Raw genomic sequence first — 16,273 nt, 5'->3', positions numbered from 1 at the left:
GCATTTCCTAATACATTTTTGTTATACTTATTCTGGAAAAATCAAAACAAAACTCCTTATGCCCTTATATATTTATAAGTAGTAATAGCCTATTTTCGGGTTGACATACAGTATTTTATATGGGAGGGATATCAAATTAAAAATCAAAAAAAGGATGATAGAAAAACAATTAAACTCAACAGAAGAAACAACTAATGCTTTAAACTGTCACCTCGACGCATGGCGTTCAGGAGATATCGATAAGGTTATGGAAGACTGGACTGATGATGGAGTGTTGATCAACAGTTCAGGTATAGTGGTAGGTAAAAGTATTAATTAAAAAAAATTACTAACTCTCCTTAAAATGATATCTTTGCTGCCAAACTATACTAATTAGCAATATATGGCCTCAATAGAACTGTCTAAAAATTTAAACAAACAAAAATAATAAGATAACAATTTCACATTTAAAACTTTGATTAAATAAAGGCTTTAAAAACAATTTTTATTTATTTCAATGTGATAGCAAATATACACTAAATCTGCAATTTTGTAAATAATAACATAATACTTCGAAAACTTAAATCACAATACATATCATAAAAGAGGCAAATATTTTATATTGGCAATTTTATTCAATGAAATTAAAGCATTTTTTTAAGACTTAATAGTTTTGAACTAACAGGAAAAATCAGCCCTCTGGTGAAAATACTTGCAACATTAATTTTAAAAATAGTTTCGAAATGAATTCAAGAAAAATAGATAGAAAAGACTTTTTACATTTAGGAGGAAAATTATCTCTCGGAGCCTTAATAGCTCCTGCATTATTAACCGGATGTTTATCTGATTCAAAAGAAAAAGAAAGAAAGATAATAAAGATCTCTGGAAATGCAAATACCAAATACATTCTAAAGAATGGAATAGTGTATAGCCAGGATGTTAAAGTTGGAAATTTTAGAAAAGCTGATATTTTAATAGAAGGTAAAATTATCAAAGAAATCAAACCTGATATAGAGCAAGGTGAGGACACATATGTAATTGATGCAAGTGAGTATATAATAATGCCGGGTTTTGTTGATACTCACCATCATCAGTATGAAACCGCTATTAGAGGATACTTAGCCGAGGCTCTTCTTGTCAATGATAAAAAGCCAGATAACCCATTTACATATCTAGATGTTTTAATTAAAAAATTGACACCTGTATTTCGTCCTGAGGATATTTATACTGCTGTACTGCTATCATCATTAAATCAGATTGATTGTGGAGTTACAACTGTTTTAGATACTTCTCAAGTAGTTCACTCGATGGAACATTTTGAAGCCTTGATGCATGGCTTGAAAGATGGTGGGAGGCGAGCACTTGTAGCCTTTTCAACAGGTTCTGGTGAGTCTACTCCTTTCCCCCGAAAGCTCAACGATATACAAAAGATGTACTTTTCTTCGACAGACCAGCTTCTTACTATGGCTATGGGAGCTGAACTTTTTCCTGGAGATTTTAAGAATCATTGGGGTATGGCAAGAGATATTGGTGTGCCAATTGTATCACATATTGTTGGAAATTTAGGATCTGCTCCTGCCTTTGAAAATATAGTAAAGGAAAATCTTTTGGGAAAAGATAATATATTAATTCATTGTACTGGATTGAATGATAAAGTGTGGGAAAGTATTGCAAAATCAGGAGCCGCTATTTCTCTTGCTGTTCCTATTGAGCTAAGTATGAGACATGGGACTCCCCCTATTATGCAGGCACTAAAACATGGCGTCCAACCCTCTCTAAGCAGTGATGTAGAAGTTACAATGACTTCCGACTTTTTCACTCAAATGAGATCTGTCTATACATTACAACGGGGTTTAGTTAATGCACAAGTACTTTCAGGTATAGATTGTCAACAAGACCTTATTACATGTAATGATGTTGTCAGGTATGCAACATTAGAAGGGGCAAAGGCAACACATCTTGAACATAAAATTGGAAGTCTTACACCCGGTAAGGAAGCTGATATTATAATGCTACGAACAAGGGATCTAAATGTGATGCCAATTAATAGTGTAAGTGGCACAGTCGTTACCCTGATGGAGAGAACAAATGTAGATACGGTTATCATTGCTGGAAAAATCCGTAAATACCAAGGGAAAATGCTAGGCATTGATACGCAGGTATTGCACTCAAAAATTACTGAATCTAGAGATTATCTATTTGCAAAGGCTGGGTTAGAAAATCATTTTTTCTAAATAAATATACTCCTTTACTTTTTTTATTTTATGAAAGAAGTCCAATTGATCTACATAAAAAAAGGCTAATTCTCCGAATTATTGATATAAGCATGTTCCATATTTTCAATAAAAATATTTTTAAATTCTTATATTTTAACTAAAATAGAGGTATAAAGTGAATTTTATGCCGAGTACTTATCCACATAAACATGGATATATATAATCAAAAAAAATGAAAAAGTAGGTTCTGCTAGTAGCGTAAAGTATCAATAGCTCCTTTACAAAAATGACTTAATTTATGGTATAAATTTTTAAAATTTCATCCATGAATAAACAGCAACACCAAGTCAAGACTCGCAAAGTTTGACTTAAAATCTGCTTAGAATCGGGGTGTTTAATAAAGGAGGCTTTACGTTTTTGGAATTGCAAGATCAACACTTCATCGTTGGATAAAAAGATATAAAGAAGAAGGAAAATAAGGACTGTGAGATAAGTCAAGACGTCCTAAAGCCCTTACCAATACCAAAGTTACAAAAGAAACTGAATCAATCATCCTTGATTTAAGAGAGAAAAAAAGATGGGGAACTGCAAAAATTTCAACCCATCTGCTTCGAAAAGTAATTATGCTTTCCGCAATGACTGTTTGGCGGGTACTCTTTAAATACAAAGTTAACCGTAGTCAAAAGGCGTAAAAAATCTGATTACAAAGATACAGCAGAAAAATTTCTTGGGATGGGGTACAGATTGATGATACTAACTGTAGATCGTCAGCAAAAAGTGGACATTTGATATTAAAAAGTTAAGGAGTGTTTTCATAAAAAGAGTAATTTTAATACATGACCTTTGCTTAAAACTTCAAATTTATTTATTATGAACAATCAAGACAATTTCCTGAAATTGTTATTATTTTTAACAATAACTACCATGCCATGTCTGAACTCATGTGCCACAGAAAATACATATAAACAAGAAGACATAATTTTCCCAGATGACCAGGATGATAAAGAAATTAACTTGGCTATAGTAGCCTATAATATTTACAACAATAATATTTATTTTAACAAATCTTTCTCGATACCAGATAATGCGCCGATGTATATAAAAAAAGAAATCTGGGAGAAAGAACAAAAAGCAATTGATGAACATAAGAAAAAATTTAAATTATTTACAGACATTATTCCCGAAGAATTTCGAAAAGAAATTACACAACTCACCTTTTTTTACCCTGAAGAAGGATCTAATGTATATGCTTATATTGGCGCTCGGAAAAAAAACTCTTTAAACCAGTTCTCTTTGGGACTTGCCTACGATGTAGAGAGGGGTAAAACGCAAATTCCTTCTTTTTCAGCACCGGATTATAAGCATAATACTTTGGGGTATGACATGACCACTTATGCTATGATTCATGAATTTGGACATTACATCACAAAAAACAAGACACAAGAGTACTTGTATTATTTTCCAGAAAGTGACAGCTATGGAAGTACTTATAAAGAAGGTTCATTTATAAAGCAAATCGTTAATATTTCATGGGAAAAAGTTTCAGAGTTACCAACAGACATATTGATGAATCCAAGCAAAATTTTTAATTCTCTACCAGGAGATTTTGTTAGTGCTTATGCATGTTCTTCAATGGATGAGGATGGAGCAGAAACATTTACTCATTTTGTGCTATTAAATGATAAACCTGAGGCTACAGATGGGAAAAATAAAAAAATACTTCTTTTTTATAAAGATCCAGAAATGATGAAAATAAGAACAGGAATCAGACAAAATTTGCAAAAATTAGGAATCGTACCAGGTACACCTAATATGTAATTAAAATTTAAGCGAGGTAAAATAGTATTGCTCATCTTTGAAAATTATTAAATGGAAATGTAACTTAAAGTCATATGAATTTTAGTGGTCAGTCGATTAAAGTTTAAAGATGATGATAAGATATTCAATAATACTCATCCCACAAAAATTTTGCAAATTGCACCTAATTAACATCAATAATTGAATAAGGTATTGTAAACTTACCTAAAAATGTATCCATTTAAAGATAGAGTTTTTGATTAAAAAAACTCTATCTTTAAATATGAAAAAGGGTATGTATTCAGAGAATCAGGTTTTTGGGTTCTCAAAGAACAAGTGTCATAGAAATATGCCGTGAACATGGCTTACTCAAGGTACTTTTTATCGTTTGAAGAGTAAATATTCAGGTTTGGAAGGTTCTGATATTCAAAGACTTTGAAATCTGGAGTCCGAAAATTCTAAGCTTAAGAAACTTTATACAGAAGGTTGTTTAAATATTGAAGCTTTAAAAAATGTTCTGTCAAAAAGTGTAAAGCCTTCTGGACAGTGTAAAATTGTTAACTTTATCCGTGAAAAATATAACGTAAGTGAAGGGAAAAGTTGTTTGGCAATTGGTATAATCAAGCGGAGCTATCGTTATAAAAGTATGAAAAATGACGATGAATTAATTGAGGCTATGATAAGACTTTCCTTTTCGTGAGGCCATCCCACTATGGAATATAAAAAAGCCCTGAAGAATTACCCCCTGGGATATTAACAATTTAGTAGTATTATAGTTTATCTCGAAACAATTATTTTCTGATTATAATCAATTGAATTACTGCTGATTTTCACCATGTAAACACCATTCAACAGTGTATTAACACTCACTGTATTTTGCTTATTAAGATTAATCTTCTCTGAAGAAACCAGTTTTCCTGTAAAATCATAAATAGAAACCGTAGTAATTCCTGAAAAATCTATTCCTGAAAGGTGTTGATGGTAAATTCTGTTTTCACCGGATTTGGATAGATGGATATCCTTTAGAGCTTGAAATAGCTTCATTTACTGCTAATACGCCACATTCTGCTGGGATAGTAAAATCCTCCACCTGATCATTTAAATCCAGAGCAGCATGATTGTTCCCAATACATATTACGTTAAGTCCTCCAGGAGCAGCATTTACTCCTAGCCCTCTCCTAGCAAAGTTCTCCAGGTCGTACACTCCCGTTTTAGCTTGGTCTGCCGCTAGAATTGGTATCTTTATCCTATATGAAGATTGGATTACATGATTGAAGTTTAAGCCCATCCATTACAAGCTGTAATACTCTGACGCTTCCACTGTTCGGATCTTCCAATACATTATTTTTGTAGCCATATTATTCAACATACTTCCAATGAAGGTCCCAAAGTATTGATGCCCAAAACAAAACCAATACTGTGAGCATCCGAAACAGTATAGTCTGATAAATTTTTCTTCATCACGTTTGTTCTCCCATAGGTATAATTATTAACTGCGAAATCCGGAGAATAGCCCGTATATATTATCTCAATGAAAAAGGTAAAGAAATTACTTCTTTTTTTGCTTTTGAGGGATGGTGGGCAAATGATTTGGAGAGCTTTCATCTTCAGACTCCATCAAAAAAAAATATCGAAATAATAGAATATGCTGAACTATTTATAATTTCCAGAAAAGATTTTGAACAGAGTTTTACCGATATTCCTAAACTTGAACACTATTGGCGAATCGTTGGAATCAATAGTTATTTAGCTCATATAAAAAGATTGTAGGCATTTCAAGATTTACCTGCACAGGAACGTTATGAAGATCTAATTAAACGATTTCCCGATATCGAGATCAGAATAAAACAAAAACACATTGCTTCATATCTTGGTATTACACCTGAATCATTCAGTGTAATAAAAAGATTTATAAAGAAATAAATACTTAAGATTTCTTATTTGTATTCATTTTTCATCTCTTTAATTTCGACTTATCACTAAACAATTTTTTAATCTAAAATTAAATACAATGAACAGATTACTAGGAAAAGTTGCAATTATTACCGGAGCAGCCAGTGGAATGGGTGCTGTTGAAGCAAAATTAATTGCACAAGAAGGAGCTCAGGTTTTTCTCACTGACATAAATGAGGAAAAGCTTAAAGCGGTTAGCCAAGAAATCATAACTCTAGGGGGAAGTGCAGCTTACATGGTACATGATGTAAGTGATGAAAAACAATGGAGCTCAGTGATAAATGAGGTAATCAGGTTATATGGCAAAATCAATATTCTGGTTAATAATGCAGCAATTATAGGAGATATTGAAAGTCCGCTTGAAGAACGTAGTGTTAAGGAATTTAATAAAGTACTCAATATAAATCTTACAAGTCAATTTATAGGAATGAAATCCGTGATTCCTTTTATGAAAAAGGTAAAAGGCGGATCTATTATTAATATTTCTTCCATAGGTGGGATTGTAGGATCTGCTGGAGGTACTGGTTATACAGCATCGAAAGGAGGCTCCAGATTGTTATCAAAGGGAGCTGCTGTTGAACTAGCTCCATTTAATATCCGTGTTAACTCAGTACACCCAGGATTTGTAGACACTTCTATGAGTAAAAACATGCCAAATTACGAAGCATTCAAAAAAATGGCAGTAGAGGGAACACCACTAAGGAGAGGAGGAAAAGAAGAAGAAATTGCTTATGGAGTTATTTTTTTAGCATCTGACGAATCATCTTTTGTTACAGGTACAGAGTTAATCATTGATGGTGGAAATACAGCATTTTAATTAGTACTAAATTACTTAATATCAGATATTCTAAAAAAATAACATACAAAATTATTATGAAAGAAAAGAAAATAGATGTAGTACAGGAGATTACTTCTACAACAATAACTACAGAAGTATTAAATCGCCATCTTGATGCTTGGCGTGAGGGAAATATTGATAAGGTGATGGCAGATTGGAGCGATGATGGTGTATTAATAAACAGCTCCGGTATTGTCATAGGTAAACTAGCAATTCGTGAAGTTTATAAAAAGGTTTTTACGGAATATTTTCCTGATGATGTTCGAGCAACGGTAGATTTTAGTAAACAAAAAATTCATGGAGAGATTGCCTTTACTGAATGGGAAGGAGGTATTGCCAAATATGCTTCAGATACAATTATTGTAAGAGATGGTAAAAAAGTGGCCCATGTTTTTGCAGCAGATTACACGGCATAAATTAATGTATAACCTACTTTTATGTAATATAATATTCGTTTGCGATTTATTAAATACAAAATGATTTAGAAATAAAATAATATGAAAGATCAGTTAAATAGAAAAGAATTTTTAAAAGCAGCAGGAATTTTATCTATAGGTGGGTTGGTCCTACCTTCATTACTAACAAGTTGTTCTTCCTCAGCGGATGAACAAGAAAATCAAGATACAACACCAACAACTTCCGCACAAGAAACATCTAAGGTATTAAATCGTCATCTAAATGCGTGGCGGGAAGGAAATATCGATAAGGTTATGGCCGATTGGAGTGATAACGGTATACTAATAAATAGTTCTGGTATTTTTATAGGTAAACCAGCAATTCGTGAAATTTATAAAAAGGTTTTCACTGAATATTTTCCCGATGATATTCGAGCCATGGTAGATTTAAGTAAAAGCCAAATTCAGGGAGAGATTGCCTTTACTGAATGGAAAGGAGGTATTGCTAAATACGCTGCAGATGTAATTATCGTGCGAAACGGTAAAAAAGTAGCTCATACTTTCTCTGCTAATTATATATAAAATATTAATTCGCTGTTTAATTACTTAATGATTATATTGAGTAATTATCAAGATTAAAATAAACTCCTACTAATGAAAAATTTAAATGCAGAAATAGTTAGAAATTTTCTTCGTGATTATGGAGGTACAACATTATTTTCTAAATATTATTGCTGAAAATATTTTTCACAAATTTGATATTGAACACATATTTGGACAGGGGAGAATATATTGCTGTATTCGGAAGTATAGAAATAGAATCAAAAAAAACAAATCAAAAAGGACAATCTCCATTTTCAATTCGAATTCAAATTCAAAATGAAAAAAATAATTCTTTTTCATTTTTTAGAAGATACTATTGAAACTTATACTACATTCAAAACAGGTGGAAAGTGGAAAATTTCAAATGCAAATAGTGAGTTTGATATTTAACCTATTCTGATTGTCTTATTGTTATCTAATGATTATATTTTGACAAAAATTCATTGATTGTATTACTAAATGGACAACCAAATGGCGAGTTTCGTTTATTAAAAAGATATGATTTGCTTAAATGAATACATATCTTTAAGATATATACTGAAAAGGGAAAATTACTAAGAAAGTACTCAAGGAGTAATATGATCATTAAAACAGATTATATACAAAACCATCCCATGACAGTGTAAACACAAAAAATCGGAGTTCGTAAGGGCTCTGATTTTTTTCACTTCTAATCTTATGCAAACAATAAAGTCACAAGATATAATTTTTGAACAATTTAAGATTAGCTAACAATTCAAAGACTTTATGATCAGGATATACTGTCAGAAAACGCTCCTGTAAGTTAACAAGAAAGGATTATTTACAAAATATTTTCCGGAAATTCAGGAGACATTATTTTACAGACAAAGAACTATGTTCCTATAACTACGGTAGAAGTATCTATAAAAAGGGGATTACTACGACTCAGCACTTACTTTCTATATATAATGGCTTTATTACGTTCTGGATGGAAAAGGAATATTTGGAGCTAATTTTACTCTACCTACTACTTTTCATTCATCGGCAAAGGTATTGAACCAGAATGGGCTAATTTGAAAAAAATCTCCGAAGAGGATTAAAGTATCCATTCTTTTCACACAGGCAAAAATAAAAAAATTAGACTCTCGTTTTTTGAACTTTAGTGAAATTTGGTAATGCATAAAGTAGTGATATTACATATTAGTTTTATAGTTTACTAATAATCCAATGCGTCTAGTATCATTTCTAATTTTTAACTTGTTCATTGTACAGAATTGAGAAATAACATATTTCGCTGTAAAAAATAACAACAGCATCAATGTTGATACTGTTGTTAAAATTATTTTAGCACATCATAATATGATTTTATTGAGACCAATTTAATTTAGAGGCTATAAAACCCAATGTTCCTTGGAACAATATACTAAGAGTAAATATAGGTCTCTTGGAAGTTTTTTTACAATAAGCAAAATGCTTAAAAGAATTAGTACTGTAATTATAATCTACCATCATCTTTTGTATATTGTAACCGCATCATTTACCAAACTACGGCATCGGCCAGGTTACTCTTTTCCTGTGATGCTACTCCATATGCATATATCGCGAACGTCCATTTTTCTTTATCATCTTTTTTTAATACCCAAAGTTCTCTGAATATTGGAGACTTGACCTCCCCTGATTTGATTTCAGTAACAGAACCCGTTGTATCTACCGATCTTACGTACGCTAAATCACCCGCAACATACGCATCCATGATATTAATGATATTACCTTCATTAAACTTAATAACATTTACAAGCTCAGTGTATACTTTCTCTATATCCTTAAGTCCACTAATTGGTCTTTGATTTTCTGGAATTAGAACAGAATCTTCATTAAAAATTCTCATAATGTTGGAAAGCGAGCCTTCTTTGAGTGTACGATTGTATCCAGCAACGACTTGTATTACTTGTTCTACTTCAGGTGTCAATACAAACTTTGCTTCTTTCAAAATTGAATAATCCATTTTTATTTAAATTTTAAATTAATAATTTTTTTTAATTTGATCTGCAATATATTCAGCAGCCATAATTACTGTTGGGTTAGTGGCTACAGAAGGTACATCAGGTAGTATTGAAGCATCAGCTATATACAATCCATTGAGTCCATATACTTTCCCTTTATTATCAACAACAGCCTTTGGATCATTTTTTCCTCCCATTGGTGCGGATGAAGTAATGTGCAAACAAGATTCTACATTTTTACGAATTAATACCTCTAGTTCCTCTGATGAAGAAGGAAGTAAATTACCATCGCTAAACATTACAGAGGTAATTTGGCCTTTGAGAGGTTTTTATTCTAATATATTTATAACTTTTCTAATAGCCTCTACCATAATTTTATATTCATTGTCCTTAGAAAGAAGATTTAGACTAACTCTAGGGGACGCTAAAATATCATTAGGATCAAGTTGTAGTTTCCCTCTGGACACAGGACGGCAACCACAGACTATAATGCCAAACGCTTTTCCTGTTGGTGATTTCGACAGGTCTGCAAAATGGTTAAAGCCCAAATAGTAATCAAGTTCACCACCTTCTGCATAACTAGATTGCTCCCAAACCTTTCCTCCAATAGGAGGAAAGGAATCTTCATCTCCATTAATATTAACCTGTAGGTAAATTTGAGGTTGATCCATTACAAATTGTCCAACGGGTAGATCAGCAATTACTGGAATTTTCAAAGATTCAAGTTGCTTCCTTGAACCGAGGACAGAACGAAGCAAAATTCCACCGGTACCAATAGTGCCACAAGACAATATTATGTTCTTGGCAAATATTGTATTGCCATCGTTCAACACGACACCTTTCACACTTCCATTATCAAAGATAATTTTACTAACTGTGGTATTTCCTACAATATTTAAATTTGGTCTCTCACGTACTTTCTCAGCCAAATATGAAATTCCTGTATTTAATCGAATACCACGATTGATATTAATGGAATATATTCCCACTCCTTTTGGGAAAGGAATATTTAAATCTTCTTGAAATGATATCCCGGTATTAATAGCGGCCTCTACAAAATCTTTAGCTGTGTTTGTAATTTCATCTATTTTAAGTAGATGGACAGATATTGGTCCGTTTCGGCCATGTCATTTATCATCACCAAAATCCGCTGCTTCAATTTTTTTATAATAAGGTAATACCTGAGAAAATTCCCATCCTTTTAACCCGTTTTTTGTCCAACGATCAAAATCAGATTTTGGTGCACGCAAAAATGCGGCAGCATTTATCGCTGCCCCCCTCCAAGTACTTTAGCTCTAAATAGACCTTTTGTAGGAATTTCAGAATTGATTTCCTTAGAAACATCCCAAACAGAATCCTTATCTCCTCCAATATATTTCGCTAAAGCAATTTGCTCAGGATACCCATTAGGCTTATACACCTCTCCAGCTTCGATCAATAATACAGAAATATCTTCTATTTCACTTAATCGACTAGCCATCACAGCACCTCTGTTCCACCGCCAATGATAATAGTATGATAGGATAATTGATTTTTTTTCATTTCAATTCTTATTTATTATTTTCAAAATTAGATCAGTAATTTGCAAATTGTCTTAATAAATATTAAGAAGAAAAATTAATTTTATTATTATACTATGCTTTTTGATGTAGATTTTGAAGTTTTATAAGTTAGATCGCTAATATTTAAAAAGAAGAGATAAAAAATAAATTAAATTTGACGAATATAAAATCTGTCAATCTACATTATCATATAGATTAGATATGCACAGCTAACGGTTTGCTTTCCATCAATAAAACAACACCTTCTTTTTTAAATTTCCAATTAGTAAAAGGAACAAAAAAAATGTTTTTTCCGCCAATTTGCATGAACCGCACCAAATCATGTATGCGTCAATAAAAGATCTTATTGATAAAACCGTTATCTCTACATGATTTGGATACTCATTTTTATTAATGATTATTTCATTGGGTAAATACACGCTATAAATATTAGCATTTCATGACCATAGGAGACGGAACCTATCTGAAAGAATAGACCGCAGAAAAGCAGGACTTGATTATTCCGGACAACTTCGGATTACATGCGCTGGATAATCTTAAACATCAGAATTTTATGGGAATAATTGAATACAGACATGAAAACGTTCTACAATTATTGCCTGGCAGTTACCTGTAAGTACATAGCATAAAGTTATAGGAGAGCAGACGATTGCAGATGAAATTCTCGACAGATAGGTACACAACTCTCTAAGAATAGAACTTAAAGGGGAATCTCTGAGAAAAAATAAGACAGAACAAACATAAACAAGGAGTTAATACTCCGTAATTTTGTATTTCAGCAATACTTTCTTGTAAGTAAAATCACTATATATTTGAGCAACGAAAAGCATGTCATAGCAGATTTTTCTAATTTACTGATTACTGCCCATCATTCTACAAAACCATACAACATGTGATATTTGATAATTACATATTTCGCTTGTAGTCAAATACTCTTTAGCTTGAAATTTATTATATTCAATAGTATTTCTTATTAATAATTTTAATTTTGTATCTAATGCAATATATTTGCAATGCAATTAAAGTATATAATAATCACGCTATAAACCAATTAGCATTATAAAATATTTTACACATTTAAATAAAATTTACTTTGAAAACACCGGACATTTCATTTCTATTACTTTGCTATTAAAGTTTGGTAATATAAGGGTAAAGAGAAAGGATGCTCAACAACAACATCCCTTTTCAACACTATTAACCTATTAATATATCTCTCCTTCCAACCTCCAATTCAAATCCAATAATTAAAATCACTAGTGATATACTTTTAACTCTCCAAATCTGTAATTTCTACTTATTTCTAATCGTTATTTTTAGATGAGCTATTTAATAATTGATGTTCCCAAAGCTAACTGATTCCGAAATTTGCTTGATGCTCAACCATAATTTCATTCATTGCGGAACAGTATTTTGACGTGCCAATCCCTTTGAAATTCTCCTCCAAAAAAACTCCACTTAATTGGATCATCCTTTGGATTGCCATTTTCATATGCCCCCAATGTTGTTCCTCTTGAGGCATCTGTAACTACAAATAAATCACATCCTTCTCCTGCTGCTTGGATAGCTAGCATCGCCAGACAGACCTCAGTCCACAGAGCAGCAATTACTTTTTTCTCCTTGTCTCTGTAACCCAATCCACTGCATTAGGATCTTCCCTGGAATTAATCATTGTTCTGTTAAATGGTTTCTGTTCAGGGAAAACTTCCAGAAGCTGCTGTACCAAGCTGCCGCCAAGATTTTCTACAACAGTGGTAAAAAGGGTGGGAACTTCAAATGCTTTATCCGTTTTTTGCAAGACCTACTACATTATTTATTATCGTTTGAGAATCATGGCTTCTGAGAGTGGCAAATTGAAATGGCTGATGATCTATTAAGATCAATACACAATTTTCAGGGCTTAAGAGAGCTTTGGAGCCCTCCTTTGATTAATAAATTTGTCATAATTCTAGATTGTTAATAATTATTATATGATGCACGAACCAGTTACTGTTACTTCTACTGATCGCAGCCAATTTTATACTTCAATATTTCTCCTCCTCCATTATTTGTACCATATCCTACAATAGTGTCTGTTCTTATGTTTTTATTACATAAATAAGTTATGGTAACAGAACAATCATGAGGTATATCAATCCAGACAGTTTTACTATCTCCAACTTCAAGTTTATCTATATTTTCGACTTCGCAACCTGAAATATTTAAGTCCGTCAATATTGATGTACCAGAGTTTGTTAATGTTACTCGAATCATATTTATCAAAATAATTATAATCCAACAATACAAAAGCAGAACAATAATATTCATCGAAACAAAGCCAGCAGTTTTTAGCAATTTTTTATTCGCTTCTTTTATTTCTTTTGCTAGAATTAACCCCAAAACGATCATATTAATTATGATGGCTATGCCAATAACAAATAGGACCATTATTGTTTCGGGTTTCCAAAAACATAGTCCAAAAAAAAATGTTCCAAGTAAAAATGATACTAATCCTGTTATTTTTCCAATTTTTATGAGGTAGTCTGCAGTCATTTTATAAAATTTAGTTAGTGATATTATTAAACCAAATATGGCTTCGTTAATTTAAGAATTCGCAATTTATATTGTAGTCCACCAATAACTTTTGTAGAATTAAGATAGGAATCCCTTGATTTATGGCATATTCATCTCAGTATCGCTAATTCCAGTTAAAAGCATTCTTATTCTAAACAAAAGCATTAAGACTGAAGTGGTTTCAGTTGGTCAGATCAAACTTTGCACAACCTCATAAGAAACTCACATTTTCTTTTCTTATGAATATTGATTAATCCCTCCGTCTGTCTGGATCATATTACAACAATTATAAATATTCTAATCCTCTATCGTTGTTGTTTTTATTTTATAAACTTATGTAAATAATTTAAAGATATCTTAAGCGTCAATATTAATATATTTAAAGCACTAAAAAAATCAAACATCTGTTAAAATATTTTAAGTAAGCTGTGCATTAATAAGAAAAATGGTTTTTATAAAGTATAATCTCTGGTTATTAAAAGATAACACTCTATTTTAACCCTTCCCTACACTGGTTAAAAATAAATCCTATCATTTAGCAGCTTCTTCTGAATCCACGTTACTAAGTTTTATTATTCAGATACAAAACGATAGAACCCAAAATTACATTACGAAAATCTTTTATAAGACAGTTGATATACTTAAAATATTGATTTCATGCGGGGACTTAATTGATTATAATGGTAACACTAATCAGAATATTGTGTCTTCAAAATTTCAAATTGTGTCGACCCGTTATTGTTTTTAGAATCTTCAATTTTATGTTTCAATTCTGGATCTAATTTATCTAAAATACATCCCAATGCAGCTCCTTTAGCATATGAAGCTGTTCTAGATAAAAATGGATATAATAAGCTATTTTTTGTAATATATTCTATAGTCTGTTCAAAATCCACTGCTTTTCCGTGTGCATTTGTTATCAAAGGTCTATCTTCATTACTAAGGACCGAATACCTATATTCTAAATAACGTGCAGTTCCTTCTATAGCTTCAACTATTAGTTTCTCCTATAAGTTGAGGCCATTTTTTGTAACGCTTATTTCGAATTTCCACCCATTTCCTCATAATCAAATCCAATTGTTCTAGATCGTTTGTTTTTATTCCCCTATCCAATAGTATATATTCTTTTTTCAGAAGATCAAAATGCTCTTTACAAACTGGATAAATATCGATATAATCCTTACCATTCTGGTCGTAAGACCAATTTTTCTGCACGTAAATATGAAAATCCTCATGCATTGAAAAATACTTAAATCCGGAAATACAGAATCTGTTTTAAATAATTCCGGATAATATTTGAAAGCTAGTCTTTCCTTGTTATTTAGCATTGTGTAAGTAAATGCTGCAGGAAACCAATATTTGTAAATCGTCAGCAAAAAGTGGACATTTGATATTAAAAAGTTAAGGAGTATTTTCATAAAAAGAGTAATTTTAATTATGGCAACACCGAAAAAGAAACCGACCGAAAAATTTGTAAAAGATATTCGGCAAAACACCCGCAGAATATTTACCGCAGAGCAAAAGGTTCTAATCGTGATGGAAGGTCTTCGGGCTGAGACCTCCGTAGCCGAACTTTGTAGGAACCATAACATTGCACAATCGCAGTTTTATGCCTGGAACAAGGAGTTTATGGAAGCAGGAAAAAAGCGTCTCAATGGAGATGTCGCTCGTGAGGCTACGAGTGATGACGTACAACATGTAACCCATAACTATAAAGATCCTCGTTTATGTTAGCTATAGGAGAACGGACATTCAGATATTGTATATGAACTATCTTCTGAGAATATAATACTCCAAAAAAAAATTAGGGATAAGAATAATAAAAAGAAATCGTTTCATAAGTACTAATTTACGTCGCCAATGATTTCAACTATATACCCTTGTGCTCTAAGATCTGCAATTACTCCTGCCTGATAAGCCAGGCATGATTCTAAGGTAGGTTGATCCGAGGTATATAATTGTTGCCCTGTGATCTCCCCCATGCTATTGTAGAAAGTCACAGTCACTCCACATAATTGAAACATAGTTTCACTATCTGTAAGTTTTTCAAGTTTAATTTTCACTGTATTTTCAAAAGTGCTTTTCGCATTAACAAGTCCAGCAACTCCCAAAGCTGCTAAATGACTGATTTTTCCATTTTAATTTGAATTTGGGTTATAAGTATATTTTTTTGTAATGAAAAGATAACATTACAAATAATTTTCATTCTCAATTATGGAAATCCATAATTAATAAGCAATTTAATTACTTAACATTTAACAAATTAAATTATTGTAACATTTCCAAAATATTTATTGATACAATTTGTAACAATTTGCGTTTTTTGCTGATTTCATGGGCATAAAAAAGCGTATCCGAATACAAGCTAAAAAGCATTATGCTTTGTAAGTTACAAATACATTGAATTATAAAT

General features: G+C 31.8%; 14 protein-coding genes and 2 pseudogenes. 7 read left to right on the top strand and 9 right to left on the bottom strand.

What is annotated here, in order from left to right; genetic code table 11:
- Window positions 1-154 precede the first annotated feature (154 nt).
- The 3 genes from PFY10_19330 to PFY10_19320 all read left to right on the top strand — a co-directional run bounded on the left by PFY10_19330 (window position 155) and on the right by PFY10_19320 (window position 4,013).
- On the top strand, window positions 155-319 hold the full coding sequence (locus PFY10_19330; GenBank protein WBV56343.1) for a nuclear transport factor 2 family protein: 165 nt from the start codon (window positions 155-157) through the stop codon (window positions 317-319).
- Window positions 320-722: 403 nt separating this feature from the next.
- The gene (locus PFY10_19325) at window positions 723-2,213 is read left to right on the top strand and encodes an amidohydrolase family protein (protein WBV56342.1); all 1,491 of its coding nucleotides are present in this window, start codon (window positions 723-725) and stop codon (window positions 2,211-2,213) included.
- An 852-nt stretch (window positions 2,214-3,065) separates the two neighbouring features.
- Window positions 3,066-4,013 (top strand): hypothetical protein, encoded by a 948-nt coding sequence (locus PFY10_19320; protein ID WBV56341.1) that lies wholly within the window; start codon window positions 3,066-3,068, stop codon window positions 4,011-4,013.
- Between the two features lie 756 nt (window positions 4,014-4,769).
- On the opposite strand, the gene PFY10_19315 is transcribed toward PFY10_19320, so the two are convergent.
- Entirely contained in the window at window positions 4,770-5,036 is a 267-nt protein-coding gene (locus PFY10_19315; protein WBV56340.1) for a T9SS type A sorting domain-containing protein, read from the bottom strand.
- A gap of 967 nt (window positions 5,037-6,003) precedes the next feature.
- Here PFY10_19315 and PFY10_19310 point away from each other — a divergent pair.
- The 3 genes from PFY10_19310 (at window position 6,004) to PFY10_19300 (ending at window position 7,760) form a co-directional block, all read left to right on the top strand.
- Window positions 6,004-6,762: a glucose 1-dehydrogenase gene (locus PFY10_19310; GenBank protein ID WBV56339.1), complete on the top strand. Its 759-nt coding sequence runs from the start codon at window positions 6,004-6,006 to the stop codon at window positions 6,760-6,762.
- Window positions 6,763-6,818: 56 nt separating this feature from the next.
- Window positions 6,819-7,199 (top strand): nuclear transport factor 2 family protein, encoded by a 381-nt coding sequence (locus PFY10_19305; protein ID WBV56338.1) that lies wholly within the window; start codon window positions 6,819-6,821, stop codon window positions 7,197-7,199.
- An 81-nt stretch (window positions 7,200-7,280) separates the two neighbouring features.
- Complete coding sequence (locus tag PFY10_19300; protein WBV56337.1) at window positions 7,281-7,760, top strand: nuclear transport factor 2 family protein; 480 nt, start codon at window positions 7,281-7,283, stop codon at window positions 7,758-7,760.
- Window positions 7,761-9,279: 1,519 nt separating this feature from the next.
- On the opposite strand, the gene PFY10_19295 is transcribed toward PFY10_19300, so the two are convergent.
- The 7 genes and pseudogenes from PFY10_19295 to PFY10_19265 all read right to left on the bottom strand — a co-directional run bounded on the left by PFY10_19295 (window position 9,280) and on the right by PFY10_19265 (window position 14,783).
- On the bottom strand, window positions 9,280-9,630 hold the full coding sequence (locus tag PFY10_19295) for a hypothetical protein (protein WBV56336.1): 351 nt from the start codon (window positions 9,628-9,630) through the stop codon (window positions 9,280-9,282).
- A 135-nt stretch (window positions 9,631-9,765) separates the two neighbouring features.
- The gene (locus PFY10_19290; GenBank protein WBV56335.1) at window positions 9,766-10,044 is read right to left on the bottom strand and encodes a GMC family oxidoreductase; all 279 of its coding nucleotides are present in this window, start codon (window positions 10,042-10,044) and stop codon (window positions 9,766-9,768) included.
- 30 nt (window positions 10,045-10,074) lie between these two features.
- A pseudogene (locus PFY10_19285) lies at window positions 10,075-11,225 on the bottom strand (GMC family oxidoreductase N-terminal domain-containing protein).
- 1,473 nt (window positions 11,226-12,698) lie between these two features.
- Complete coding sequence (locus tag PFY10_19280; protein WBV56334.1) at window positions 12,699-12,881, bottom strand: hypothetical protein; 183 nt, start codon at window positions 12,879-12,881, stop codon at window positions 12,699-12,701.
- A gap of 32 nt (window positions 12,882-12,913) precedes the next feature.
- Window positions 12,914-13,105, bottom strand: coding sequence for a hypothetical protein (locus tag PFY10_19275; protein ID WBV56333.1), 192 nt, complete (start codon window positions 13,103-13,105; stop codon window positions 12,914-12,916).
- A 200-nt stretch (window positions 13,106-13,305) separates the two neighbouring features.
- On the bottom strand, window positions 13,306-13,839 hold the full coding sequence (locus tag PFY10_19270) for a hypothetical protein (GenBank protein WBV56332.1): 534 nt from the start codon (window positions 13,837-13,839) through the stop codon (window positions 13,306-13,308).
- 710 nt (window positions 13,840-14,549) lie between these two features.
- Complete coding sequence (locus PFY10_19265; GenBank protein WBV56331.1) at window positions 14,550-14,783, bottom strand: hypothetical protein; 234 nt, start codon at window positions 14,781-14,783, stop codon at window positions 14,550-14,552.
- Window positions 14,784-15,297: 514 nt separating this feature from the next.
- Here PFY10_19265 and PFY10_19260 point away from each other — a divergent pair.
- Window positions 15,298-15,561 (top strand): annotated as a pseudogene (locus PFY10_19260) (transposase).
- A gap of 143 nt (window positions 15,562-15,704) precedes the next feature.
- Here PFY10_19260 and PFY10_19255 read toward each other — a convergent pair.
- The gene (locus tag PFY10_19255; GenBank protein ID WBV56330.1) at window positions 15,705-15,884 is read right to left on the bottom strand and encodes a hypothetical protein; all 180 of its coding nucleotides are present in this window, start codon (window positions 15,882-15,884) and stop codon (window positions 15,705-15,707) included.
- Window positions 15,885-16,273 lie beyond the last annotated feature (389 nt).

It is taken from the genome of Chryseobacterium daecheongense (assembly GCA_027920525.1).
Lineage (GTDB): Bacteria > Bacteroidota > Bacteroidia > Flavobacteriales > Weeksellaceae > Chryseobacterium > Chryseobacterium proteolyticum.
This window is presented reverse-complemented; position numbering and strand designations above follow the sequence as displayed.

Bases quoted from the DNA above. Each gene is read 5' to 3' on its own strand.
- PFY10_19320 (WBV56341.1), top strand. From the start codon at position 3,066: ATGAACAATCAAGACAATTTCCTGAAATTGTTATTATTTTTAACAATA.
- PFY10_19290 (WBV56335.1), bottom strand. From the start codon at position 10,044: ATGTTTAGCGATGGTAATTTACTTCCTTCTTCATCAGAGGAACTAGAG.
- PFY10_19305 (WBV56338.1), top strand. From the start codon at position 6,819: ATGAAAGAAAAGAAAATAGATGTAGTACAGGAGATTACTTCTACAACA.
- PFY10_19295 (WBV56336.1), bottom strand. From the start codon at position 9,630: ATGAGAATTTTTAATGAAGATTCTGTTCTAATTCCAGAAAATCAAAGA.
- PFY10_19280 (WBV56334.1), bottom strand. From the start codon at position 12,881: ATGCTAGCTATCCAAGCAGCAGGAGAAGGATGTGATTTATTTGTAGTT.
- PFY10_19255 (WBV56330.1), bottom strand. From the start codon at position 15,884: ATGTTTCAATTATGTGGAGTGACTGTGACTTTCTACAATAGCATGGGG.
- PFY10_19300 (WBV56337.1), top strand. From the start codon at position 7,281: ATGAAAGATCAGTTAAATAGAAAAGAATTTTTAAAAGCAGCAGGAATT.
- PFY10_19310 (WBV56339.1), top strand. From the start codon at position 6,004: ATGAACAGATTACTAGGAAAAGTTGCAATTATTACCGGAGCAGCCAGT.
- PFY10_19270 (WBV56332.1), bottom strand. From the start codon at position 13,839: ATGACTGCAGACTACCTCATAAAAATTGGAAAAATAACAGGATTAGTA.
- PFY10_19330 (WBV56343.1), top strand. From the start codon at position 155: ATGATAGAAAAACAATTAAACTCAACAGAAGAAACAACTAATGCTTTA.
- PFY10_19315 (WBV56340.1), bottom strand. From the start codon at position 5,036: ATGAAGCTATTTCAAGCTCTAAAGGATATCCATCTATCCAAATCCGGT.
- PFY10_19325 (WBV56342.1), top strand. From the start codon at position 723: ATGAATTCAAGAAAAATAGATAGAAAAGACTTTTTACATTTAGGAGGA.